General features: G+C 43.8%; 15 protein-coding genes. 3 read left to right on the forward strand and 12 right to left on the reverse strand.

Annotation, left to right across the window (positions count from 1 at the left end; translation table 11 throughout):
* Positions 1 to 14 precede the first annotated feature (14 nt).
* Both CI597_RS15290 and CI597_RS15295 read right to left on the reverse strand, forming a co-directional pair.
* Entirely contained in the window at positions 15 to 2,396 is a 2,382-nt protein-coding gene (locus CI597_RS15290; protein ID WP_024728982.1) for a DNA repair exonuclease, read from the reverse strand.
* Between the two features lie 12 nt (positions 2,397 to 2,408).
* A complete protein-coding gene (locus CI597_RS15295) occupies positions 2,409 to 4,910 on the reverse strand; it encodes a hypothetical protein (protein WP_024728983.1) in 2,502 nt (833 codons plus the stop codon).
* A gap of 365 nt (positions 4,911 to 5,275) precedes the next feature.
* On the opposite strand from CI597_RS15295, the gene CI597_RS15300 reads away from it, so the two are divergent.
* From CI597_RS15300 to CI597_RS15310, 3 genes are all read left to right on the forward strand, one after another.
* Positions 5,276 to 5,557 carry a CD3324 family protein gene (locus CI597_RS15300; RefSeq protein ID WP_024728984.1) on the forward strand — a complete coding sequence of 94 codons (282 nt, stop codon included), beginning with the start codon at positions 5,276 to 5,278 and terminating at the stop codon, positions 5,555 to 5,557.
* Between the two features lie 195 nt (positions 5,558 to 5,752).
* Entirely contained in the window at positions 5,753 to 6,316 is a 564-nt protein-coding gene (locus tag CI597_RS15305; protein WP_024728985.1) for a DUF1062 domain-containing protein, read from the forward strand.
* 118 nt (positions 6,317 to 6,434) lie between these two features.
* On the forward strand, positions 6,435 to 7,334 hold the full coding sequence (locus tag CI597_RS15310; RefSeq protein WP_024728986.1) for an Rpn family recombination-promoting nuclease/putative transposase: 900 nt from the start codon (positions 6,435 to 6,437) through the stop codon (positions 7,332 to 7,334).
* 68 nt (positions 7,335 to 7,402) lie between these two features.
* Here the strand turns inward: CI597_RS15310 and CI597_RS15315 are convergent, their stop codons facing one another.
* From CI597_RS15315 to CI597_RS15360, 10 genes are all read right to left on the reverse strand, one after another.
* On the reverse strand, positions 7,403 to 7,795 hold the full coding sequence (locus CI597_RS15315; RefSeq protein WP_024728987.1) for a hypothetical protein: 393 nt from the start codon (positions 7,793 to 7,795) through the stop codon (positions 7,403 to 7,405).
* Positions 7,796 to 7,866: 71 nt separating this feature from the next.
* Positions 7,867 to 8,520 (reverse strand): GTP pyrophosphokinase, encoded by a 654-nt coding sequence (locus CI597_RS15320; RefSeq protein WP_024728988.1) that lies wholly within the window; start codon positions 8,518 to 8,520, stop codon positions 7,867 to 7,869.
* Positions 8,521 to 8,644: 124 nt separating this feature from the next.
* On the reverse strand, positions 8,645 to 9,412 hold the full coding sequence (locus CI597_RS15325; protein WP_024728989.1) for an SDR family NAD(P)-dependent oxidoreductase: 768 nt from the start codon (positions 9,410 to 9,412) through the stop codon (positions 8,645 to 8,647).
* A gap of 78 nt (positions 9,413 to 9,490) precedes the next feature.
* Complete coding sequence (locus tag CI597_RS15330) at positions 9,491 to 10,519, reverse strand: glycerol-3-phosphate dehydrogenase (RefSeq protein WP_024728990.1); 1,029 nt, start codon at positions 10,517 to 10,519, stop codon at positions 9,491 to 9,493.
* 146 nt (positions 10,520 to 10,665) lie between these two features.
* Positions 10,666 to 11,700, reverse strand: coding sequence for a zinc-dependent alcohol dehydrogenase (locus tag CI597_RS15335; protein ID WP_034550507.1), 1,035 nt, complete (start codon positions 11,698 to 11,700; stop codon positions 10,666 to 10,668).
* Positions 11,701 to 11,719: 19 nt separating this feature from the next.
* Positions 11,720 to 12,367 (reverse strand): class II aldolase/adducin family protein, encoded by a 648-nt coding sequence (locus CI597_RS15340; RefSeq protein ID WP_024728992.1) that lies wholly within the window; start codon positions 12,365 to 12,367, stop codon positions 11,720 to 11,722.
* Between the two features lie 22 nt (positions 12,368 to 12,389).
* On the reverse strand, positions 12,390 to 13,649 hold the full coding sequence (locus CI597_RS15345) for a PTS galactitol transporter subunit IIC (RefSeq protein ID WP_024728993.1): 1,260 nt from the start codon (positions 13,647 to 13,649) through the stop codon (positions 12,390 to 12,392).
* A 24-nt stretch (positions 13,650 to 13,673) separates the two neighbouring features.
* A complete protein-coding gene (locus CI597_RS15350; RefSeq protein WP_024728994.1) occupies positions 13,674 to 13,979 on the reverse strand; it encodes an MtlR transcriptional regulator in 306 nt (101 codons plus the stop codon).
* Positions 13,976 to 14,449 (reverse strand): PTS sugar transporter subunit IIA, encoded by a 474-nt coding sequence (locus tag CI597_RS15355; protein WP_024728995.1) that lies wholly within the window; start codon positions 14,447 to 14,449, stop codon positions 13,976 to 13,978. The genes CI597_RS15350 and CI597_RS15355 overlap by 4 nt, the downstream gene beginning before the upstream one ends.
* A 195-nt stretch (positions 14,450 to 14,644) precedes the next feature.
* A complete protein-coding gene (locus CI597_RS15360) occupies positions 14,645 to 16,684 on the reverse strand; it encodes a BglG family transcription antiterminator (RefSeq protein WP_024728996.1) in 2,040 nt (679 codons plus the stop codon).
* Between the last annotated feature and the right edge of the window lie 346 nt (positions 16,685 to 17,030).

Raw genomic sequence — 17,030 nt, forward strand, 5'->3', positions numbered from 1 at the left:
TTCTCCACCTTTCATTATTCTCTGGTTTCCTCTAGGGAAATCCAGTGGATTTTCTGATTCTTCCGGTCCAGCTGATGAAAAAGCTCTTTCTTACACGTAAATAAGATCAGCTGCCTGCCGGAATACCTGCTCAAATAATCAAGCGCCCTCCGGGTCCTTTCATCATCAAAATTGCCGAAAATATCATCCATCAGAACCGGGACTGGTTCCTTCGGATATAGAATCTCTCCCGCGGCAAGCCTCACAGCCAGGTAAATCTGCTCTACGGTTCCCGCGCTTAAATACTTCAGATCAATAAACCTGTTTTTATATTCTACCATAAAAGACAGTGATTCATCAATTTTTACTTTTTCGTACTCTCCTCCCGTAAGATAACTGACGATCTCACTGACCTTTTCGTTAAACTGTTCCCCGAGATTTTCCCGGAATTCCCTGGCGGCATCTAAAACAGCCTGAATGGCCGCATCTGCCTGATTTATATTATATTCTGTACGGTCTGTTTGTTCTTTAAAAATTTGATAGTCTCTTCTTAATTCTTCCTTAAAGTCCTCCTGCTCTGTCATTTCCTTCTTTTCTGACTTAATCGAAAGAACCGATAACACCAGAAATACAGCACAGCCTGCGAAGAACCCCTGATGAACAAAGCCAGCCGCCGCAAACACAGCTGCTGCCGTCAAAAAAAACAAAATACTCCTCGGCTTTCCGCTCTGTCCGTCAGACTCGGGAGCCTTCAGATAACGCTCCCTCTTCTCAGACAGGACGATCGATTCCTCTCTGCTTTTTCTTCTCAGCATGTTCTTTTTTTCTTTCAGCGCCTTCAGAGCCAGATCGATCTTTATATCTGCTGTATTGCTGCCTGTCAGATTGGATGTATAGTTGGTAAGTTCCATAGAGAGATTTCCTGACGGAGGAATGTCCCCTTCCTGAATACAGAAAGTATCTGTGTATGCACCGAGGCTCAGAGTATACAGCTTTGAGAGATCACCTTTTTCACCTGATTCTTTATCATACACATTAAAAGACTTCTCTCCCGTGCGAAAGCTTCTCTCAAGCAGCCAGGCATGTCCGTCCGATATGATCTCCATGCCTCCTCCGTAATTTCCTCCATAAACCGGCGTATATATAGTATATGCATCAGATCTCGCTGCAATGCCTCTGGATTTTTCCAGACCGAACAGCATATGCACGATAAACTCTTTTATTGTAGTCTTCCCGCTCTCGTTTGGTCCATATACAATATTTAATCCAGGCTCAAAGGATAATTCTTTTCCGCAGAATTTCCCGAAACCGTCGATATAAATATTCCGGATATAAAAAGCAGATCTTTTCTCCCGTTTCTCTGACCGGCGCCTCTGATATAATCCCCTGGATGCCTGCTCAAATGCATCCCCGGCAAAACGTGACGCTTCCGGCATTCCCTCAAGGCGGCGCAGTACGGCACCGATGATATTATCTTTGTTGGATTCCAACAGCGAATCTTCCGTACGGCTCCCCCTCGTCTCGTCAACAATATCCACGATCCTGTATTTTGCTCCGAGCAGATCAAAATCAGGACGAATCCTTGCTCTTTTAGAGCCCTGAAGGAACAGCGTAAACATCTGGTTTTCCCCCAGCAGCTTCATCTCTTCTTCCGCAGCAAAGAGAATTTCTTGATCATCCATATCTTTTGTCAGGTTCACCCGTACTTCCACATAACTTTTTTGATTGACCGGCAGGAAACGGACGACTTTCTTTTCGTCTGTGATCTCTCCCAAAAAGAATCCGCGGCGCCCTGTCTCCGTCCTGTTTAAAGGTTCCAGGCTGCCGCCGTAGGCGATCAGATCCTCTGATATCATCTCAGGACTGTGAATATGGCCTAACGCGGCATAGTCAAATCCCGACCATTTTAGTTTGTGAAAATCAATGGGACTATGTGTGCCGTCCCCTCCGTGCCCTAAAAGAATATGAATACCTTCTTCTGTCCCTGGCCTTGCCTCATCATATAAAGGCTCCGTAATTTCCCTGCTGTGATAGCTGAGACCGTAGATATAGGTATTCTGTGCCTCTTGGTATACTCTCGTAAGTTCTTTTTCAGTGAACAGATGCACATCAGCAGAAAAACGATATCGCAGATATGCCGATCCTTCGTCAATAAAATCATGATTTCCCGCGATCATAAAAACCTTGGTACATACCAGCTGGGACAAAAAAGAATCCAGCCTGTTTAAATCCCTTAATGATGGTTTTTTGTGAAAGATATCTCCGCACAGAAATAAGAAGTCTGCCTGTTCTTCATTGGCCAGTGCAATGACTTCACTGAGGCTCTGCTCAATATCCTTTTTCCGCTCTTCCCCCCATCCCCTCTCTGTTTCCGGACAAGCTCCGAGATGGAGGTCTCCAATGTGTATAAACTTCATGTCTCACCTTCTCTATTTCGCATAGCTGTAAAATACATTGCCTGCCTTTTTAAATTCTCTCTCCATTGAAGACCGTTCCGCCTGAACAGATTCTTCCTTCAGAGGATCAAAATATCTGATCTTTGTATTGTTATAACTCATGACCAGAATAAATGTGCCGTTGGCCCTTTTTGCAATGACCGGCCTTCCTTTGCTGATGCAGTAGAGAACGTCTTCAAATTTACATCCGGTGTAATCTGCTGCCATTTTGTCCATAGAATCATACAGCATGCCGTAAACATCTTTTTTGCTCCGCTTCAGCTGTCCGTAGGTGACATCCTTTCCCTCGGAATCCGTAATCATTTTTACACAGGCAATTCCGGTCTCGTCTTTGGACTCTGCTTTCACCATCGGAATATTTGCCACTTTCCCGTAGCTCTTCATAACTCCTTTTTCCCACAGGTACAGCTGGCTTGAATTAACTACCACACCTGCGTTTTTCTGAGCTTCTTTAATAGCTTTTGCCATATCCGTATAAGTTCCCTTCAGTGAACCGCCGGCATAAATATAGACATTTTTATACCGCTGTTCATTGTTCGCAAAGGATACGCTGCACTCTTTCCCGGTCTGGCTGAGCGCAGAAGATAAATACTTCGGAACTGTCTGTACATATACATAATCAGGGAATGATAGATATACCTGGTTCAGACGGTCGCTTGTATATCCGTATTCCAGTGAAGCTTTATCCTCCGTCTTATCCTTGTAGCGAATATAATCCTCTTTCATGCTCTTGTACCCTGTTCCTGAGCGTCTGGCCGGACTGAGTACGACAACAGTTCCGTCTACCCTGGCGTCCGTAACATAGATTCCGCTCTTTTCAAACTTGGCCTGTTCCTGATTTTTGTCATCGACAATTGCAACTTTTTTCATTGGAAACTGGACGGAACCGTCTTTTCTTGTCTTCACATCCCCTGCATCTGCAATACCGTACACAAGGTCTTCTTTCACAAAACCGATCGGTTTGATCCGTTCTCCTTTATCACAGCGGAGCTTATGCTCTTTGTTATTTTCCAGATCTATGATCCGTATGTCCGTTTCATTTTCCGTTATGGCAAGCATTCCGGTTCCGGAGACTGCGACCATGCCGCTGCTGATATTTTTTGCAATGGTTTTTGACTCCCGGCTGTCCAGATCGACCTGGTAGTAAGCCCCGTCCAGCTCAAAATAGAACATTCCGCTGTCACTCAGGTATGCTCCTTTTTCAATCTCATCTTTTAAATTTTCATACTGGATCTTCACCGGTATAAAAGCTTTCTCGTCTGCTTTTCCGCTCTCCGCTTCATATTCATAGACACCGATTCCATTCTTGCCTTCGTGTTCTCCCCGATTCATGTATCCATATACAATAAATTTAATGTTTCCACTTTTATCCATCTCCATCACATGGATACCGTGCTGCGGATAATTGTTTCGGGAGTCTCTGTAGTCTTCTCCCACAAAAGAAAACACTCTTGTCATAGAAGCATTTTTATAATCGTAATACCACAGCTCATTTTCCTGAACAAATGCCGCTTTCCGCCCGCTGTTCCTGCTGATCAGTTCTTCGGGATTCATCTGCGTGATCCCCATCAGTATTCTGTTGTTTGCCCGGTCCAGTGCGTCATAGCGGAAAAACGCATTCTGAGTCCGCTCGTAATTGAGCAGATACATCCGGTCTTTGGAATATCTGATACGGAAGTATTCTGTCACCTGATAGTACTGCTTGATCCCTTTGCTGTTTTCTGCAGACAAAATAAATCTGTACTCCACCGATGTCACATTAGAGCTGGCCTCTTTGATGACCGGCGCGTACATGCGCTCAGTTTTTGGTTTCAGTGATGCATAGCAGACTGCCTCCTGATTGGAAGAAATATCAACGAAAGAAAGATCATTTGTCATAGTTCCGTCCTTTACTTCCAAATATTTTTTTACATATTCTGAACTTCCCTCTGTCAAAGTGGCATCGTGAAATTCCTTTGCAAACTTCAGACACTCGGCAAAATGCAGATCGGTACCGTAAATAATGCGGGTATAATATGTGATTTTTTGTCCCTCATCTTCTATAGACAGAGCCAAAAGATATGTTTTCCCCGACTCCAGACGGCTCTTGACTTTTAAGTCCGCTGCCGCACCGCTTTTTTTCTGCTGAAAAGCTACTACTCCTTTTTCCAGAGCAGAGCGGTTATTCTCTTTATATATTTTATAATCCAGCGCTTCGATGGAGCTGTTTCCGTGTTTCATAAAAACCTGGAATTTATCCTCCTTTATCGGCGTGATGGAATCTCTCATCAAAGATGCGTCCACGGACTCTGTGTATCCATGGAGTTCATTGATCTCTTCTCCTCCGGTGTTTATGGTCAGCACAGGCAGGGATGCCTGACTTGTCTCACTGACACCCTGATTATTTTTTCCTATCAAAATATAATTCCATATTCCAAGAGCAAGAATAAAAATCAGTCCAAAGACTGCTGCTAGTATGGCTTTTTCCCGCTTCATAAGATCCTCCTGACATTCTCTCTGTCCTATCTGTATATTTTATCCGTTTTCCTGAGGAAACACAACAAATTTAAGGAAAGTTTAAGAGCAGCAGACTGCTTGACAGCGATAGTAAAAAATTACAAAGACCAAATTATGAATTCAGACTCGGCGCTGGTAATCTAAGACTATTATTTTTTGCAAAAAATGATATAATAACTAGTAATAAAAGAGGAGGTAAATTCATATGCTTGATCCCATTGTTTTTGCTGCATAGCAGGGAGCTATTTGCAGCCATGCTGAATAACAGCATGATTTATAACGTTAAAATCTCAACAAATAGCCCTTGCTGTTCTGAATTAATTTTTTTATTTTAGGAGAGCAGTATGAGCTATAAGAAAGCGAAACATATACTTCCCCTTGAACTTCTTGAAGAAATCCAAAAATATGTAGAAGGGGAGAGCATTTATATACCAAGAAGATCGGACAGAAAAAAGCCCCGTGGGAGTTCTGTTGCATCTTTAAAGTATTTTCAAAAACGCAATGCACAAATATTCAGTGAGTATCTTGCGGGAGAGCGCCAGGATTTATTGTCTGAAAAATATTTTCTGTCTCTGAAAAGCATCCAAAGAATCATCCGGCAGGAGAAAATGATACATAACATGTAAAGGTGAGCCGATACGGATATGAAAACCGTATTGGCTCATCTTTTTTTCATAAAAAAGGATGAGGTTTGTGCTGACGGAAATGAATGATAGAATTTTTTCAGAATAAAAAATTCAGGAGGTGACATTGTGAAGCGAATTTTAGAAAATCCGCCTTTTTTCTCTTTCCTATTCTAATTAGAACAGGAAGGAGATTTTATGAAAAATAAATTTCTCAGAACGGTTGTCTGGGAGGTACAGTACCAAACTCCGCCTCCTGCCGTGCGTTACTGTAAAAAATGCAGCAGTCAAAAAGAGTTTGTCAGTTCCGGACAGTTTAGGGTTAATGCACAGAGAAAATACCTGGACGTCTGGCTTATTTATAAATGTTCCGGCTGTGAAGCCACATGGAATCTGACTGTCTTATCCAGAATCCATCCAAAAGCAGTGAGCAGAGAACTTCTGGATAAATTCCACGGCAATGATCAAATACTTGCCCATAAATATGCTATGAATACAGATTTGTTGAAACGAAATGGCTGCAAAATCGGTCCATATGATTACAAGATAACCGGATGTGCTGCATTTGACGGACCTGTTAGGCTGCATATCAGAAGTAATGATGCATCAGATGTAAAAGTATCGGCAATACTGCGTGAAAAACTGCAGTTATCCAGAAAAGAATTTGAAGACATGCTTTCAGACGGCAGAATACAAAGCGAGTCAGAAAATGATTTAACAAAGTGCAGGCTAGGGAAGGAGATCCTTTTAGTTATCTCATAAAAATACTCTCTGGATCTCCAAAAATACATAATTTGACATTTTAGTGATTATATTGTAAAATACTAGGTGATATTGAAAAAACTTTCCATATATGATAAACTAAAGGAGATAACAAAAGATGAAAAAGTCTAACAATATATCACTTAAAAATGACTATGCTTTCACACAGATCATGAAGCAGCCTAAGATACTCCGGGGATTTTTAAGCAGTATCCTGCATATTCCTCCTGAAAAGATCGGGACCATTCATATAAAAGACCGCCACCTTTCCAAAGATCTTCTGGAAGGAAAGCTTTCCATACTTGATTTGTATACCGTAGTGGAAGGGACCGGAAAAATCAACATAGAGATGCAGGTACTGCCCTACGCACACTGGGACAGAAGATCTCTGTCTTATTTAGCAAAGGTATACACTCAGGATTTAAAATCAGGAGAAGCTTATGCCAATTGTGTTAAGGCCATTCATATCAGTATTCTTGGTTTCAATCAGCTGACTGACACCGATTACTTTTACTCCTCTTTTCATATGAGAGAGGACAGCAGACACAGCCTATACAGCGATCAGTGGGAAGTTCATGTGATTGAGCTGCCAAAACTGAACTCTTCAAAAGTAAAAGAAGAGCATAAAAAGTTATATCAATGGGCATGTTTTATTTGCGCAGAGGGAGAGGAGGAACGTGCCATGATAGAAAAAGATCCTTATATTGAAGAAGCCATCAGAGAACTTGAATTGCTGGAACGCGATCCTGAACGTATGGACGAATATTTGTTCCGCCAAAAAAATCTTTCAGATTACGTCACCCAAATGGAGTACAGCAGAAAAGAAGGAGAATATACCAAAGTAATTGATCTGGTTCAAAAAAAGATGCAGCGAGGAAAAACTGAGGCAGAGATAGCCGATGCCTTAGAGGAAGATCCTCAGACTATCGCCTCCATTTGCCGTATGATCAGACTCTATCCTTCTTCCTCAAAGGAAGAAATTTATAAAGCATGGCAGAACAAACCCGGCACCGACTGACAAAAGATGCCGCAAAACAACTGTACTCCAGCTGTTTTGCGGCATCTCTGTCTTCATACATATGTTTTTTAATCAGAAAACATTCTGCATTTTCTCCTGTAACGGCATCTGCGGTGATAGAGTTCTCCTCCCAGCAGTGTGCATACCATCTGATAAAGAAGGCGGTCTTTTTTAATACAGTCTTCTTTTTCCATTTCCTTGATCTTGTCATAGATATGATCGGCAAGTACAAGAACCCCTGTACGGTCCAGATACTCGTCAAACATCATACTTCCCTTGTACTCCAACTGGTCGCATGCATCCTCAATGTACTCAAGTACTTTTCCTGCAACCGGTCCATACATCCTCGTAATGTACTGATAATCGTCCTCATCCTGCTCATCCATCATCACCATCGGCTTTCTGGAAAGAGACTCCATATCAAATGTAGGCAGATCACCCAAACCTTCACGATCCATCATTTTCGCTGCTCCTTTTCTCTACTGATAATATACTATGAGAAAGGAGAGAAAAAAGGTACAAAATTTTTAAGTTATCTGCGCATATCCTCCTGTTTAAGGCTGTGAATCTCTTCATTGATGGCCAGCATCTTGCTGTCCAGATAACTGATCATCTCTGCACATTCCCGAAGTTCTGACCGGATATATTCCGGAGCATGTCCGTCATACTTGTAATAAATCTTGTGTTCCAGAGACGCCCAAAAGTCCATGGCAACCGTGCGGATCTGTATCTCTACTCTTGTTGGTACGACTGTATCCGAGAGAAAGATCGGAACTTTCACGATCATATGGTAACTCCTGTACCCGCTGGGTTTTGGGTTGACCATATAATCTTTGATTTTTACTACTTCAATATCGTCCTGATTGGAAATCATGTCTACGATGCGGTAAATATCCGGGGTGAAGGAGCAGATAACTCTGATCCCTGCCACGTCGTCAATATATCTCTCAATGTTTTCTACCGTAATATCCTGCCCCTTTTTCATGAGCTTCCGGACAATACTCTCTTCACTTTTCATCCGGGATTCGATATGTTCGATTGGATTATATTTGTGCACAAATTTAAATTCGTCATTTAATATCTCAAGCTTTGTTCCGATCTCTTTAAGCGCTGACTGATATAACAGCTGCATTTTCCGGTATTCTAAAAAAATATCCTTTACATCAGGTAATTCAATCTTTGCCATAGAATTCACACCTCTTTCTGAATTGTATCATGACTGGCTCTCCTATGCCTGCCAGTTCTAAAGAATATTTTATCATGAGTACAGAGAGCTTTCAAACTTATCAATGTGAAATCTTTATGACATTTCAGCACATCAGCATTCCGCCTGTGGCATCAAAAGTAATTCCGGTAAAATAGGAAGCCCTCTCTGACACAAGGAAGACAGCCGCATTTGCCACTTCCCCTGGATCTGCAATTCTTCCTATGGGTATCTTTTTGTTCTGTTCTTCTTCGTCTTTTTTATCCTTAAAAGATTTCATGAGCATGTCTGTCTTCATGTATCCCGGAGCAATGGCATTTACAGTAATTCCGTATTCTGCAGTTTCCCTGGCAAGAGATTTGGTAAGCCCGATCAGACCGGCTTTCGATGATGCATAATGGGAATGATTTCTTTTTGATCCCATGATGCCCGCTTTGGAAACCACATTTAAAATACTTCCCTTTTTTCCTGCCTCCGTGAGATGGCAAATCAGCTTTTGAGAAAGCAGAAACGGCACTGTCAGATTCATCTCCAGAACTCTGCGGAAGTCTTCTTCCGGCATTTTGGCAGCCATGGAAGTTGTCCAGGCGGCCGCATTATTCACGAGGATATCTGCGCCTCCAAACTGTTCACAAGCAGCCAAAAACAGTCCGTTCCTGTCGGATTCCTCCATCATATCTCCCTGAAACCCAAAGACCTTTCCGGAACACTCCCGGTTCATTTGGCGGATCAGTGCCTCCGCCTCGTCCTTTCTTGATCGGTAATTCATGACCACATTGGCGCCTTCCTCAGCCAGCACCCGGCAGACCGCCCGTCCAAAGCCTTTTGCTCCCCCTGTAACAACTGCCGTCTTTCCCGATAACCCTAACTCCATGTGTACCTCCCTTATAACTGCCGATATCTCCGGAACGCTTTCATGCCGTCCCGGAGATATAGAATCTGAACTTATTTCTTATTCATTTACTCTGAACTTCTTCCAAGGTATATCGAGCATTGATCCGTGCTGCAAAACATCATCAATATGTAAAATCAGAGGGAAATCTTCTTTTTTCATCTGATTTTTCTCAGAAAGAATTCTAACAGCTTTCGCCGCCCGTCGGGCGATGACCACTGATTCTAAAGTCACACCTTTGAGTTCTTCCATAGCCTGTTCATATGGCATACCTGCCCCTAGCCTTTTTCCGATTTCCTTTGAACGGCCGCCCATGACAGTCACATACAAGTCGCCGATTCCGTGAATGGAGTTTTCAACATTTCCTCCCATGTACTGGACAAATTTCATGATCTCATAAGAGCTCTGTCCAAACAGTGCAGACTGAGTGTTGCACATATATTTCTGCTGTTTTTCTTCCAGACCGATGCCAAGACTGACTCCAAGAGCATATGCATTTTTAAGGGCAACCGCAATTTCCAGCCCAGCTGCATCCTGTGTCAGATCAATGTGATAATACGGCCTCTCTAAAAGCCTCTTAAAGAACTCAAGGACTTCCATGTTCTTTCCACAGAATGCGACTCTTGTATCGTCATGGTCTGCCAGCTCATAGCACCTGCAGGGCCCTCCGATGGCACAGAATTCATGGCTTTTTCCATTCTCTGCTTTTGATTCAAACAGTTCGGGAAATGTCTGGATCGTCCCGTCGTCATATACCTTAACACCCTTGGTCACTGCGATCACCGGTATTTTATCCGGTATCTTTGCCAGGGCATTTTCAATAAACCAATCCACCCCAAAGCTGCTGACTCCCAGTATCACTGCATCACAGCCAGAAAGCGCAGCATCCAGTTCTTCAATCTGAAATGCCTTTACGCCCTCGGGCAGCGTTCTTTTGAGTGTGGGATGGTAACGGTTTTCCTTTACCGAATCAATAATCTCCCTGTCCAGCGGCGTGCCTGTAAGACGCATCTCATTTCCATTTTCCACAGCAGGAAAGGAAAGGCTTGACGCCATCACTCCTGCTCCAATCACCGTAATCGTACTCATAAGACCCTCCATTTCAAACAACATTCATACAATAACTATTGTACCTTATCGCGCAAAGCGCGCCAAGCCCGAAGGGCATAAATTACGGTGTGCCCTGTGGGTATACCTTATCGCGCAAAGCGCGCCAAGCCTGAAGGACGTTTATTTTAAGGGATAATTGCGTATTTGATGCCTTCCTGCCTGCCGATGCTCTCCAGTGCATCAATTGCTTTTTCTAAAGGATAATGCCCTGTGATGAACAGACTGCCGTCGATCTGTCCGTTGGACAGCAGTTTCAGAGCCAGCTGTACATGGTACGGCGTGTGATGATAAACGGCCTTCAGTGTGATCTCCTCATAGTGGAACTTCTGGCAGTCCAGGGTAATGCTTGTGCCTGCTTTGGTGCCCCCGAATGCAAGAACCGTTCCTCCCGGCCTCACCATATTTACGGCATTTTCCCAGACTTCCGGGAATCCTGTTGCTTCTACGACCACATCGGCCCCTTTTCCGCCGCACAAATCTCTCACTTGTTTTATATGTTCTTCCCCGGAGGCATTGACAGTTTTCCATACCTCGAATTTCTCAGACTGCTCCAGGCGGTAATCCGACAAATCTACGGCTATGACTCTGCATCCTTTCAGGCTTAACAGCTTCATAAACATGAGTCCGATGGGTCCTGCCCCGATGACTGCGACGGTGTCTCCCACCTTGGCCGGTATCCGATCGCTTCCGTGGACCGCACATGCCAGAGGTTCCAGAAGTGCCGCCTGTTCAAACGGCAGATGTTCAGGCACATGATAAAAATTATATTTCAGAATGTGAGACGGCACGGCTACATACTCAGAATACGCGCCGTTCAGATACTGCAGATTTTCACAAAGGCTGTATCTCTTATTTTTACAATGCTCACACTCGAAGCACGGGGCGGTATTGGCTCCCACGATTCGGTCCCCTACCTTAAATTTTGTAACGTCCTTTCCTGCCTCCACAACTACTCCGGAAAACTCATGGCCGAATGTGGAAGGTACAGAAGTGATAATGGTCGGATGTCCTCTCCTGTATGTTTTCAGGTCTGTGCCGCAGGTCAATGCTGCTTTTACCTGAACCAATACCTCATCGTCTTTAATCTGTGGAATATCCGTCTCCTCAAACCTTACATCTCCCGGTGCATAAAACATCTGTGCTTTCATTTTCCCCTGCATGTTTCCATCCTCCTAATTCTTATTTCTGTCCATAGTTTTGATCTGTGTCTTCTTTTAGAAATTTACACATCTGGTCTTCCAGCGTATTTACATTCCCCATCTGATAAGCCAGATACGCCACCTTTGCACTTTCCTCAAGTACAATTGCATCATTATATGCCTTGTCAATTGTCTCGTCGATACAAATTGCTCCGTGATTTCCCATCAGCACTGCTTTGTCATCCCCAATCGCCTCTGAAGTCACTTCTGCCAATTCGTCGCTTCCAGGCGGTACAAAAGCGGCACAGCGGATATTTCCGCCTACCAGACCTGCTGCTTCCGAGGTGATGCACGGCATCCCTCCGTCTACACAGGCCCATGCCGTACAGTAGGTGGAATGGGTGTGGACGACGCCGAACACATCCGGCCGCCTCCGGTACATGGCTGTGTGAAGCGGCATTTCAATTGACGGCCGGCGTTCCCCGTCTACGATCTGGTTATCGGCAGTCACAACCACAATATCTGAAGGATGAAGAGTCTCATAGGGCATTCCGCTTGGCGTAATGCACACATATCCTGTCTCCGGATCTCTCAGGCTGAAATTACCGAATGTGAGAGGAATCAGCTTCTCCTGTTGTATTTTCAATGCAATTTCGATAACCTTGGTTCTTTCTTTTTCTAATAGCATATAGCCTCCTTATGTGAAAATTTTAAAACAGCATCTGAAAAAATTCTGCAATCTTATATATGATGTACGGTACTAAATGGGCTCCTGTATCCAGGGAAGAAATCGCCTTTGCCCCTGCCGGAAACGTAAAGTCTGTTGACTGTGCGATCAACGTGGCTGTTCCCGCTAAGTTGGTAGCAATATATAAAATTGCAATCATCATCAGTGTTCCTGTGATCAGTGAGCGGAACAGGTTTCCTTTGGACGCCACGACCGGCCAGATCATAAAGAATGGCAGTGTCGCAAGATCCACCAGCGGCAGCACTCTGTTTCCCGGAAGGATTACTGCCAGCAAAAGAGTGACCGGAATCATGATCAGTGCAGCCGAGATAACCATAGGAGATCCTGTTGCGATGGCTGCATCCATTCCGATGTTGACTTCCTTTCCCGGAAACTTCTTTGCCAGGAATTTCTTCGCGTCTTCACTCAGCGGCATAAGCCCTTCCATGAGAATCCTTACCATTCTCGGCAGAATGAACATAACCGCAGCCATATTGACTCCGAGGGTAACGATCTTGTTAGGCTCGTATCCCGCCAAAGCTCCAAGGCCTGCTCCAAGGATCAGTCCTAAAACCATCGGCTCGCCGATGATTCCAAATCTCTTCTGGATCGTTTCCCCATCGAAGTGAATCTTATTGATCCCTGGTATTTTGTCATAAACCTTATCCATTAAAATGCATATAGGCGCCCAGCTCACGGTCTCTGTGTGGGGCAGAGAAACTCCTGGAAGGCCGAAATATTCCTGCACCCTTGGTGCTGAGTAATCTGCCAGCTTCATAATGATGATAAAGGTGATGCCTGATGCTATAACTCCCGCAATCATACTTCCTGTCAAAAACTGTACCAGCGCCCCGGTTAAAATGAAGTGCCAGTAATTCCAAATATCAATGTTCAGTGTCTTTGTGGTGTTGGCAGCAAGCATAATAATATTTAAGACAAAACAGACGAGGAACACAAATGGAACGATCTGTGTGCCGAAGGCGATGGACGCGCTGACCGGCCATCCTACGTCAATAACCGATAAATTCATTCCAAACCTCTGTGTCATTGCCTGCGCGGCAGGGCTTACGAAGTCTCCCATCAGTCCAATCACGAGATTAATTCCGATAAATCCGATGCCTATGGTCATACCTGACCGGAATGCCTTGGAAAATTTCTGACCCAGGACCAGTCCGAGAATGGTTATGATCAGCGGCATGACCACAGATGAACCTAAATCCAAGATGTACTGTAAAACACTCATAGCTTTCCTCCCTTTCTTTTTCCTTTACTCCAATGATTTCAAATAGTCTGCTATTTCATCAGCTTTCTCTTCTGCTCCAAACCCGGTGATAAATTCCAGCGTTCGGTAGGTTTTATACTCTTTTAACTCAGTTACCGGTATCTCCGCAGTGTGGATGATCACATCCGGATTAAAAATCTCAGCTCTCCCGACTACTTCCAGCGCTTTACATTCCGAGATCTCCACTGAGGGAATCCCCCTTTCTGCCAGCAGCCGTTTGCACGTCTCAGATGCCACCGTTGATGTTGCGATTCCCGTCCCGCATGCTGATAAAATTCTGTAAGTCCTCATAATGAATCCTCCTTATTTTTGATGATTTGAATGATTTCCTCCGGATTCCCGGCGTTTACAAGCGTTCTCAAAATCTCTGCATCCTGTATTAAAAGAATGGCTCTCTGAAGCACTTCCAAATGCTGTTTTCCCGCGATTGCCAGCATCATGACAAACTTCACCGGGACTTTCACATTTTCTTTCGGATTGGTTCCCATGTGAAAAAATGATACCGGCTCTTTCAGCACCCCAATGGCGATTCCAGTTGTTTCTACATAACACGGATCTGTGTGCGGAATTGCCACACCGATATTTCCTGCTAAGACTCCCGTAGGATAAACCTTTTCCCTCTCGCTTAACGCCTTCACATAGCTTTCTTTACAGTAGCCCTCTGAAACTAACACACCTCCTAACTGTTCAAATATCTCCTGTTCATTTTCTGCCCTCAAATCTGTCTGTACCAATGTGTCTTTTAAGTTTTCCCAGATCATGGTTCCCTCCGATCTCAAGTGTATTTGTCTGTATTTTTGTTAAGTTCATTATAGGCCTCAGAAGATACCCTATAAAGGACAAGAGAAGTCATTGAAACGAGCACTAAATTGTACTAATAAAGATATATAAGCTTGGCATATGTTTGTTTATTGGCAAAAAAAGAACAGAACCATCAAAAGGTTCTGCTCCTTACCTTATCTGCAGTATTCATCTTCCAGCCTCCGGATTGTCTCAAGCATGCCCTCCGGAGATTCCTGAGCCTCAATCCGGCTTTTTGTCTCTTCCTGGGAAAACAGACGCACCAGGTTATAAATAGCACAGTTAATGCTGTTGGAGTTTAAGATACTCAAGCCTACAATATAACTGACCGGATCATTTTCACTGTTCCCAAATATCACGGGTTCTTTAAGGCTCACCAGACTGGCTGCCTCTCTGACCGCCCCTTTTTCCTGCTCTGCGTGAGGGGCTGCGATGCCGGAATAAATCACCACATAGGAACCGTTTACCTTAATATTTTCGACCATAGCTTCTATATACTCATAGGTGACGGCCCCGGATTCATAGAGAAGCCTGCCTGCTTCTCTGACCCCTTCCTCCCAGCTTTGCGCTTCCTGCTTCAGTGCGATCCTGTCTGCCGAGAGCATAGCTCCAAGAGAATTCCTCTCGGTCTTTTCTTCTATTTTGAGAAATTTTCCTGTCTCTGCCGTCTGGTCTCCGGACCAGTTCTCCCTTAACTTTGTTGCCTTTCTCCGAATTCTGTAAATATCTTCCTGTTCCAGCAGAGGACTGACCATGAGGATGTTTTGTATCTCCCCTTCGGGAAATGTGACTGTGGAGATCACCAGCTGATCGTTTATGTTTCCCATATCTTTCAGTTCATGTGAGGATCTCACCTCCGTGATCTCAAGTACATCCTCCAGCTGTTTTAGTTTTGCGAGCATGAGCTGGACGGTTCCCCTTCCCATCGCGCATACGAGGACTGCGGGCACTTTCTGTTCCCTCATCCGCTCCAGTTTGTCCCGCTCCAGCATAGATGCAAAATACATGACGAGAAAGGAAACTTCATCTCTGGGAACTTTCACCCCAAGATAATCCTCCAATGGTTTCAGACATTCTTCCACCGTACAGAACACTTCGGGATATCCCTTTTCGATTTCTCCCCGAAACGGATTTTCCAGGACCTCTCCCGAAGACATCCGATAGATAGAAGATTTCATATGATCCACCAGCAGATCGTAAAGTGCAAAATCCAGATAAAAATTAATCCGAAACCTGCTGATAATACGGTAAATGACCTCCCCGATCAGCACAGGGATCACCAGCTGTTCTACATTGTTCGTTCCGCTTTTCAGATAGCTTTTTCTTCTGAGGCAGAATACAAAATTTTCTGCTTCCGCTGCCGGTATATCCAGTGAAAATTCTTCTCCCAGCCGGTCCAGTACAGTCCTGCTCAGCGGATATTTTGAGCTCTGGGATGCATTTCCCCAGTCCGGCTGTCTTTCCTTTTCTATTGTTTTTCCTTTTTTTACCCTTTCAACCAGGATCAGCAGTTCATAGACTGCCACCGAAAAAGAGAAGTCGGAAAGAAAGCAGTCATACCTCAATTCTTCTTCCCTTAAAACCTTTTGTATGGTTTCATACCGTCCCTGATATTGAATTTCTTTCAGGAGAAGATGTCCGAACACGTGGAAAGCACCCATTGCACCATATTTTTCTTCATCCAGATTCAGCTCAAGGAGCTTCAGCATACCGGAACGTATGTCTCCTTCCGAAGCTTCTACAATATACCCTTTTTGTACCTGGGAAACAAGTTTCATATTATTTTTCAAAAACCAGTCCTTCAGATCATTCAGGTCACTGATCACTGTGTTTCTGCTCGTACTGATGTACTCTGAAATCCAGGCTGCCGTCACATACTTCTCATGATTCAAAAGAAGCATAGCAAGTATTGTCTTTCGTTCATTTTTGGACAGGCGATATGTATAAAAATCATTTTTCGTAATAAACTTTTGGATCTGTTCCAAAAGTCCTTCTTCCCTGCCCTCAAACCTTAAAATTCCCTCTCCGTTTATACTTACCGGAGGCAGTCCGTTTTCATTTAATTCGTCATTCAGCTCTCTGATCTTTTTGCGCACAATCCGTTCAGAAATCTGATACTTTTCCGAAATTTCCGTCAGCTGCAGTCTGCCCCCTGCCAAAAGTTGATTTAATATTTGATTGCTTCTTTTGTCCAAATGGATTCCCTCTTTTCAATCTAAATATTTGATGAACCTTTATCTTATCATATATATTATAGGAAATCGAAGTCTATGCATATAGCACAAATACTGGAAGATTTACCTGCTGCCGATTGTTCTATGCATAACGGGGCATTTCTAAAAAAAGTGGATTCCCTAACACAACCCGCGGAGCGTTTTTATTTCATAGGGAAGGTCGTAGAACTTTCCTATGAAGATTAGGGTGTCAAAAGACACATTAATAAATATCTGATTTTGTTTGTACCTTGAAAATTTAACACGAATTGGTTTGAGAATATTAAATTTAGAACAATCAACAGAAGGTGAGCTTGATGTTTTGAGT

Source organism: Anaerostipes hominis (ex Lee et al. 2021) (assembly GCF_002270485.1).
In the GTDB taxonomy this organism is placed as follows: Bacteria; Bacillota; Clostridia; order Lachnospirales; family Lachnospiraceae; genus Anaerostipes; species Anaerostipes hominis.

Bases quoted from the DNA above. Each gene is read 5' to 3' on its own strand.
- CI597_RS15335 (WP_034550507.1), bottom strand. From the start codon at position 11,700: ATGCAGGGGAAAATGAAAGCACAGATGTTTTATGCACCGGGAGATGTA.
- CI597_RS15350 (WP_024728994.1), bottom strand. From the start codon at position 13,979: ATGAGGACTTACAGAATTTTATCAGCATGCGGGACGGGAATCGCAACA.
- CI597_RS15315 (WP_024728987.1), bottom strand. From the start codon at position 7,795: ATGATGGATCGTGAAGGTTTGGGTGATCTGCCTACATTTGATATGGAG.
- CI597_RS15345 (WP_024728993.1), bottom strand. From the start codon at position 13,649: ATGAGTGTTTTACAGTACATCTTGGATTTAGGTTCATCTGTGGTCATG.
- CI597_RS15355 (WP_024728995.1), bottom strand. From the start codon at position 14,449: ATGATCTGGGAAAACTTAAAAGACACATTGGTACAGACAGATTTGAGG.
- CI597_RS15340 (WP_024728992.1), bottom strand. From the start codon at position 12,367: ATGCTATTAGAAAAAGAAAGAACCAAGGTTATCGAAATTGCATTGAAA.
- CI597_RS15310 (WP_024728986.1), top strand. From the start codon at position 6,435: ATGAAAAAGTCTAACAATATATCACTTAAAAATGACTATGCTTTCACA.
- CI597_RS15305 (WP_024728985.1), top strand. From the start codon at position 5,753: ATGAAAAATAAATTTCTCAGAACGGTTGTCTGGGAGGTACAGTACCAA.
- CI597_RS15325 (WP_024728989.1), bottom strand. From the start codon at position 9,412: ATGGAGTTAGGGTTATCGGGAAAGACGGCAGTTGTTACAGGGGGAGCA.
- CI597_RS15320 (WP_024728988.1), bottom strand. From the start codon at position 8,520: ATGGCAAAGATTGAATTACCTGATGTAAAGGATATTTTTTTAGAATAC.
- CI597_RS15295 (WP_024728983.1), bottom strand. From the start codon at position 4,910: ATGAAGCGGGAAAAAGCCATACTAGCAGCAGTCTTTGGACTGATTTTT.
- CI597_RS15290 (WP_024728982.1), bottom strand. From the start codon at position 2,396: ATGAAGTTTATACACATTGGAGACCTCCATCTCGGAGCTTGTCCGGAA.
- CI597_RS15330 (WP_024728990.1), bottom strand. From the start codon at position 10,519: ATGAGTACGATTACGGTGATTGGAGCAGGAGTGATGGCGTCAAGCCTT.
- CI597_RS15300 (WP_024728984.1), top strand. From the start codon at position 5,276: ATGAGCTATAAGAAAGCGAAACATATACTTCCCCTTGAACTTCTTGAA.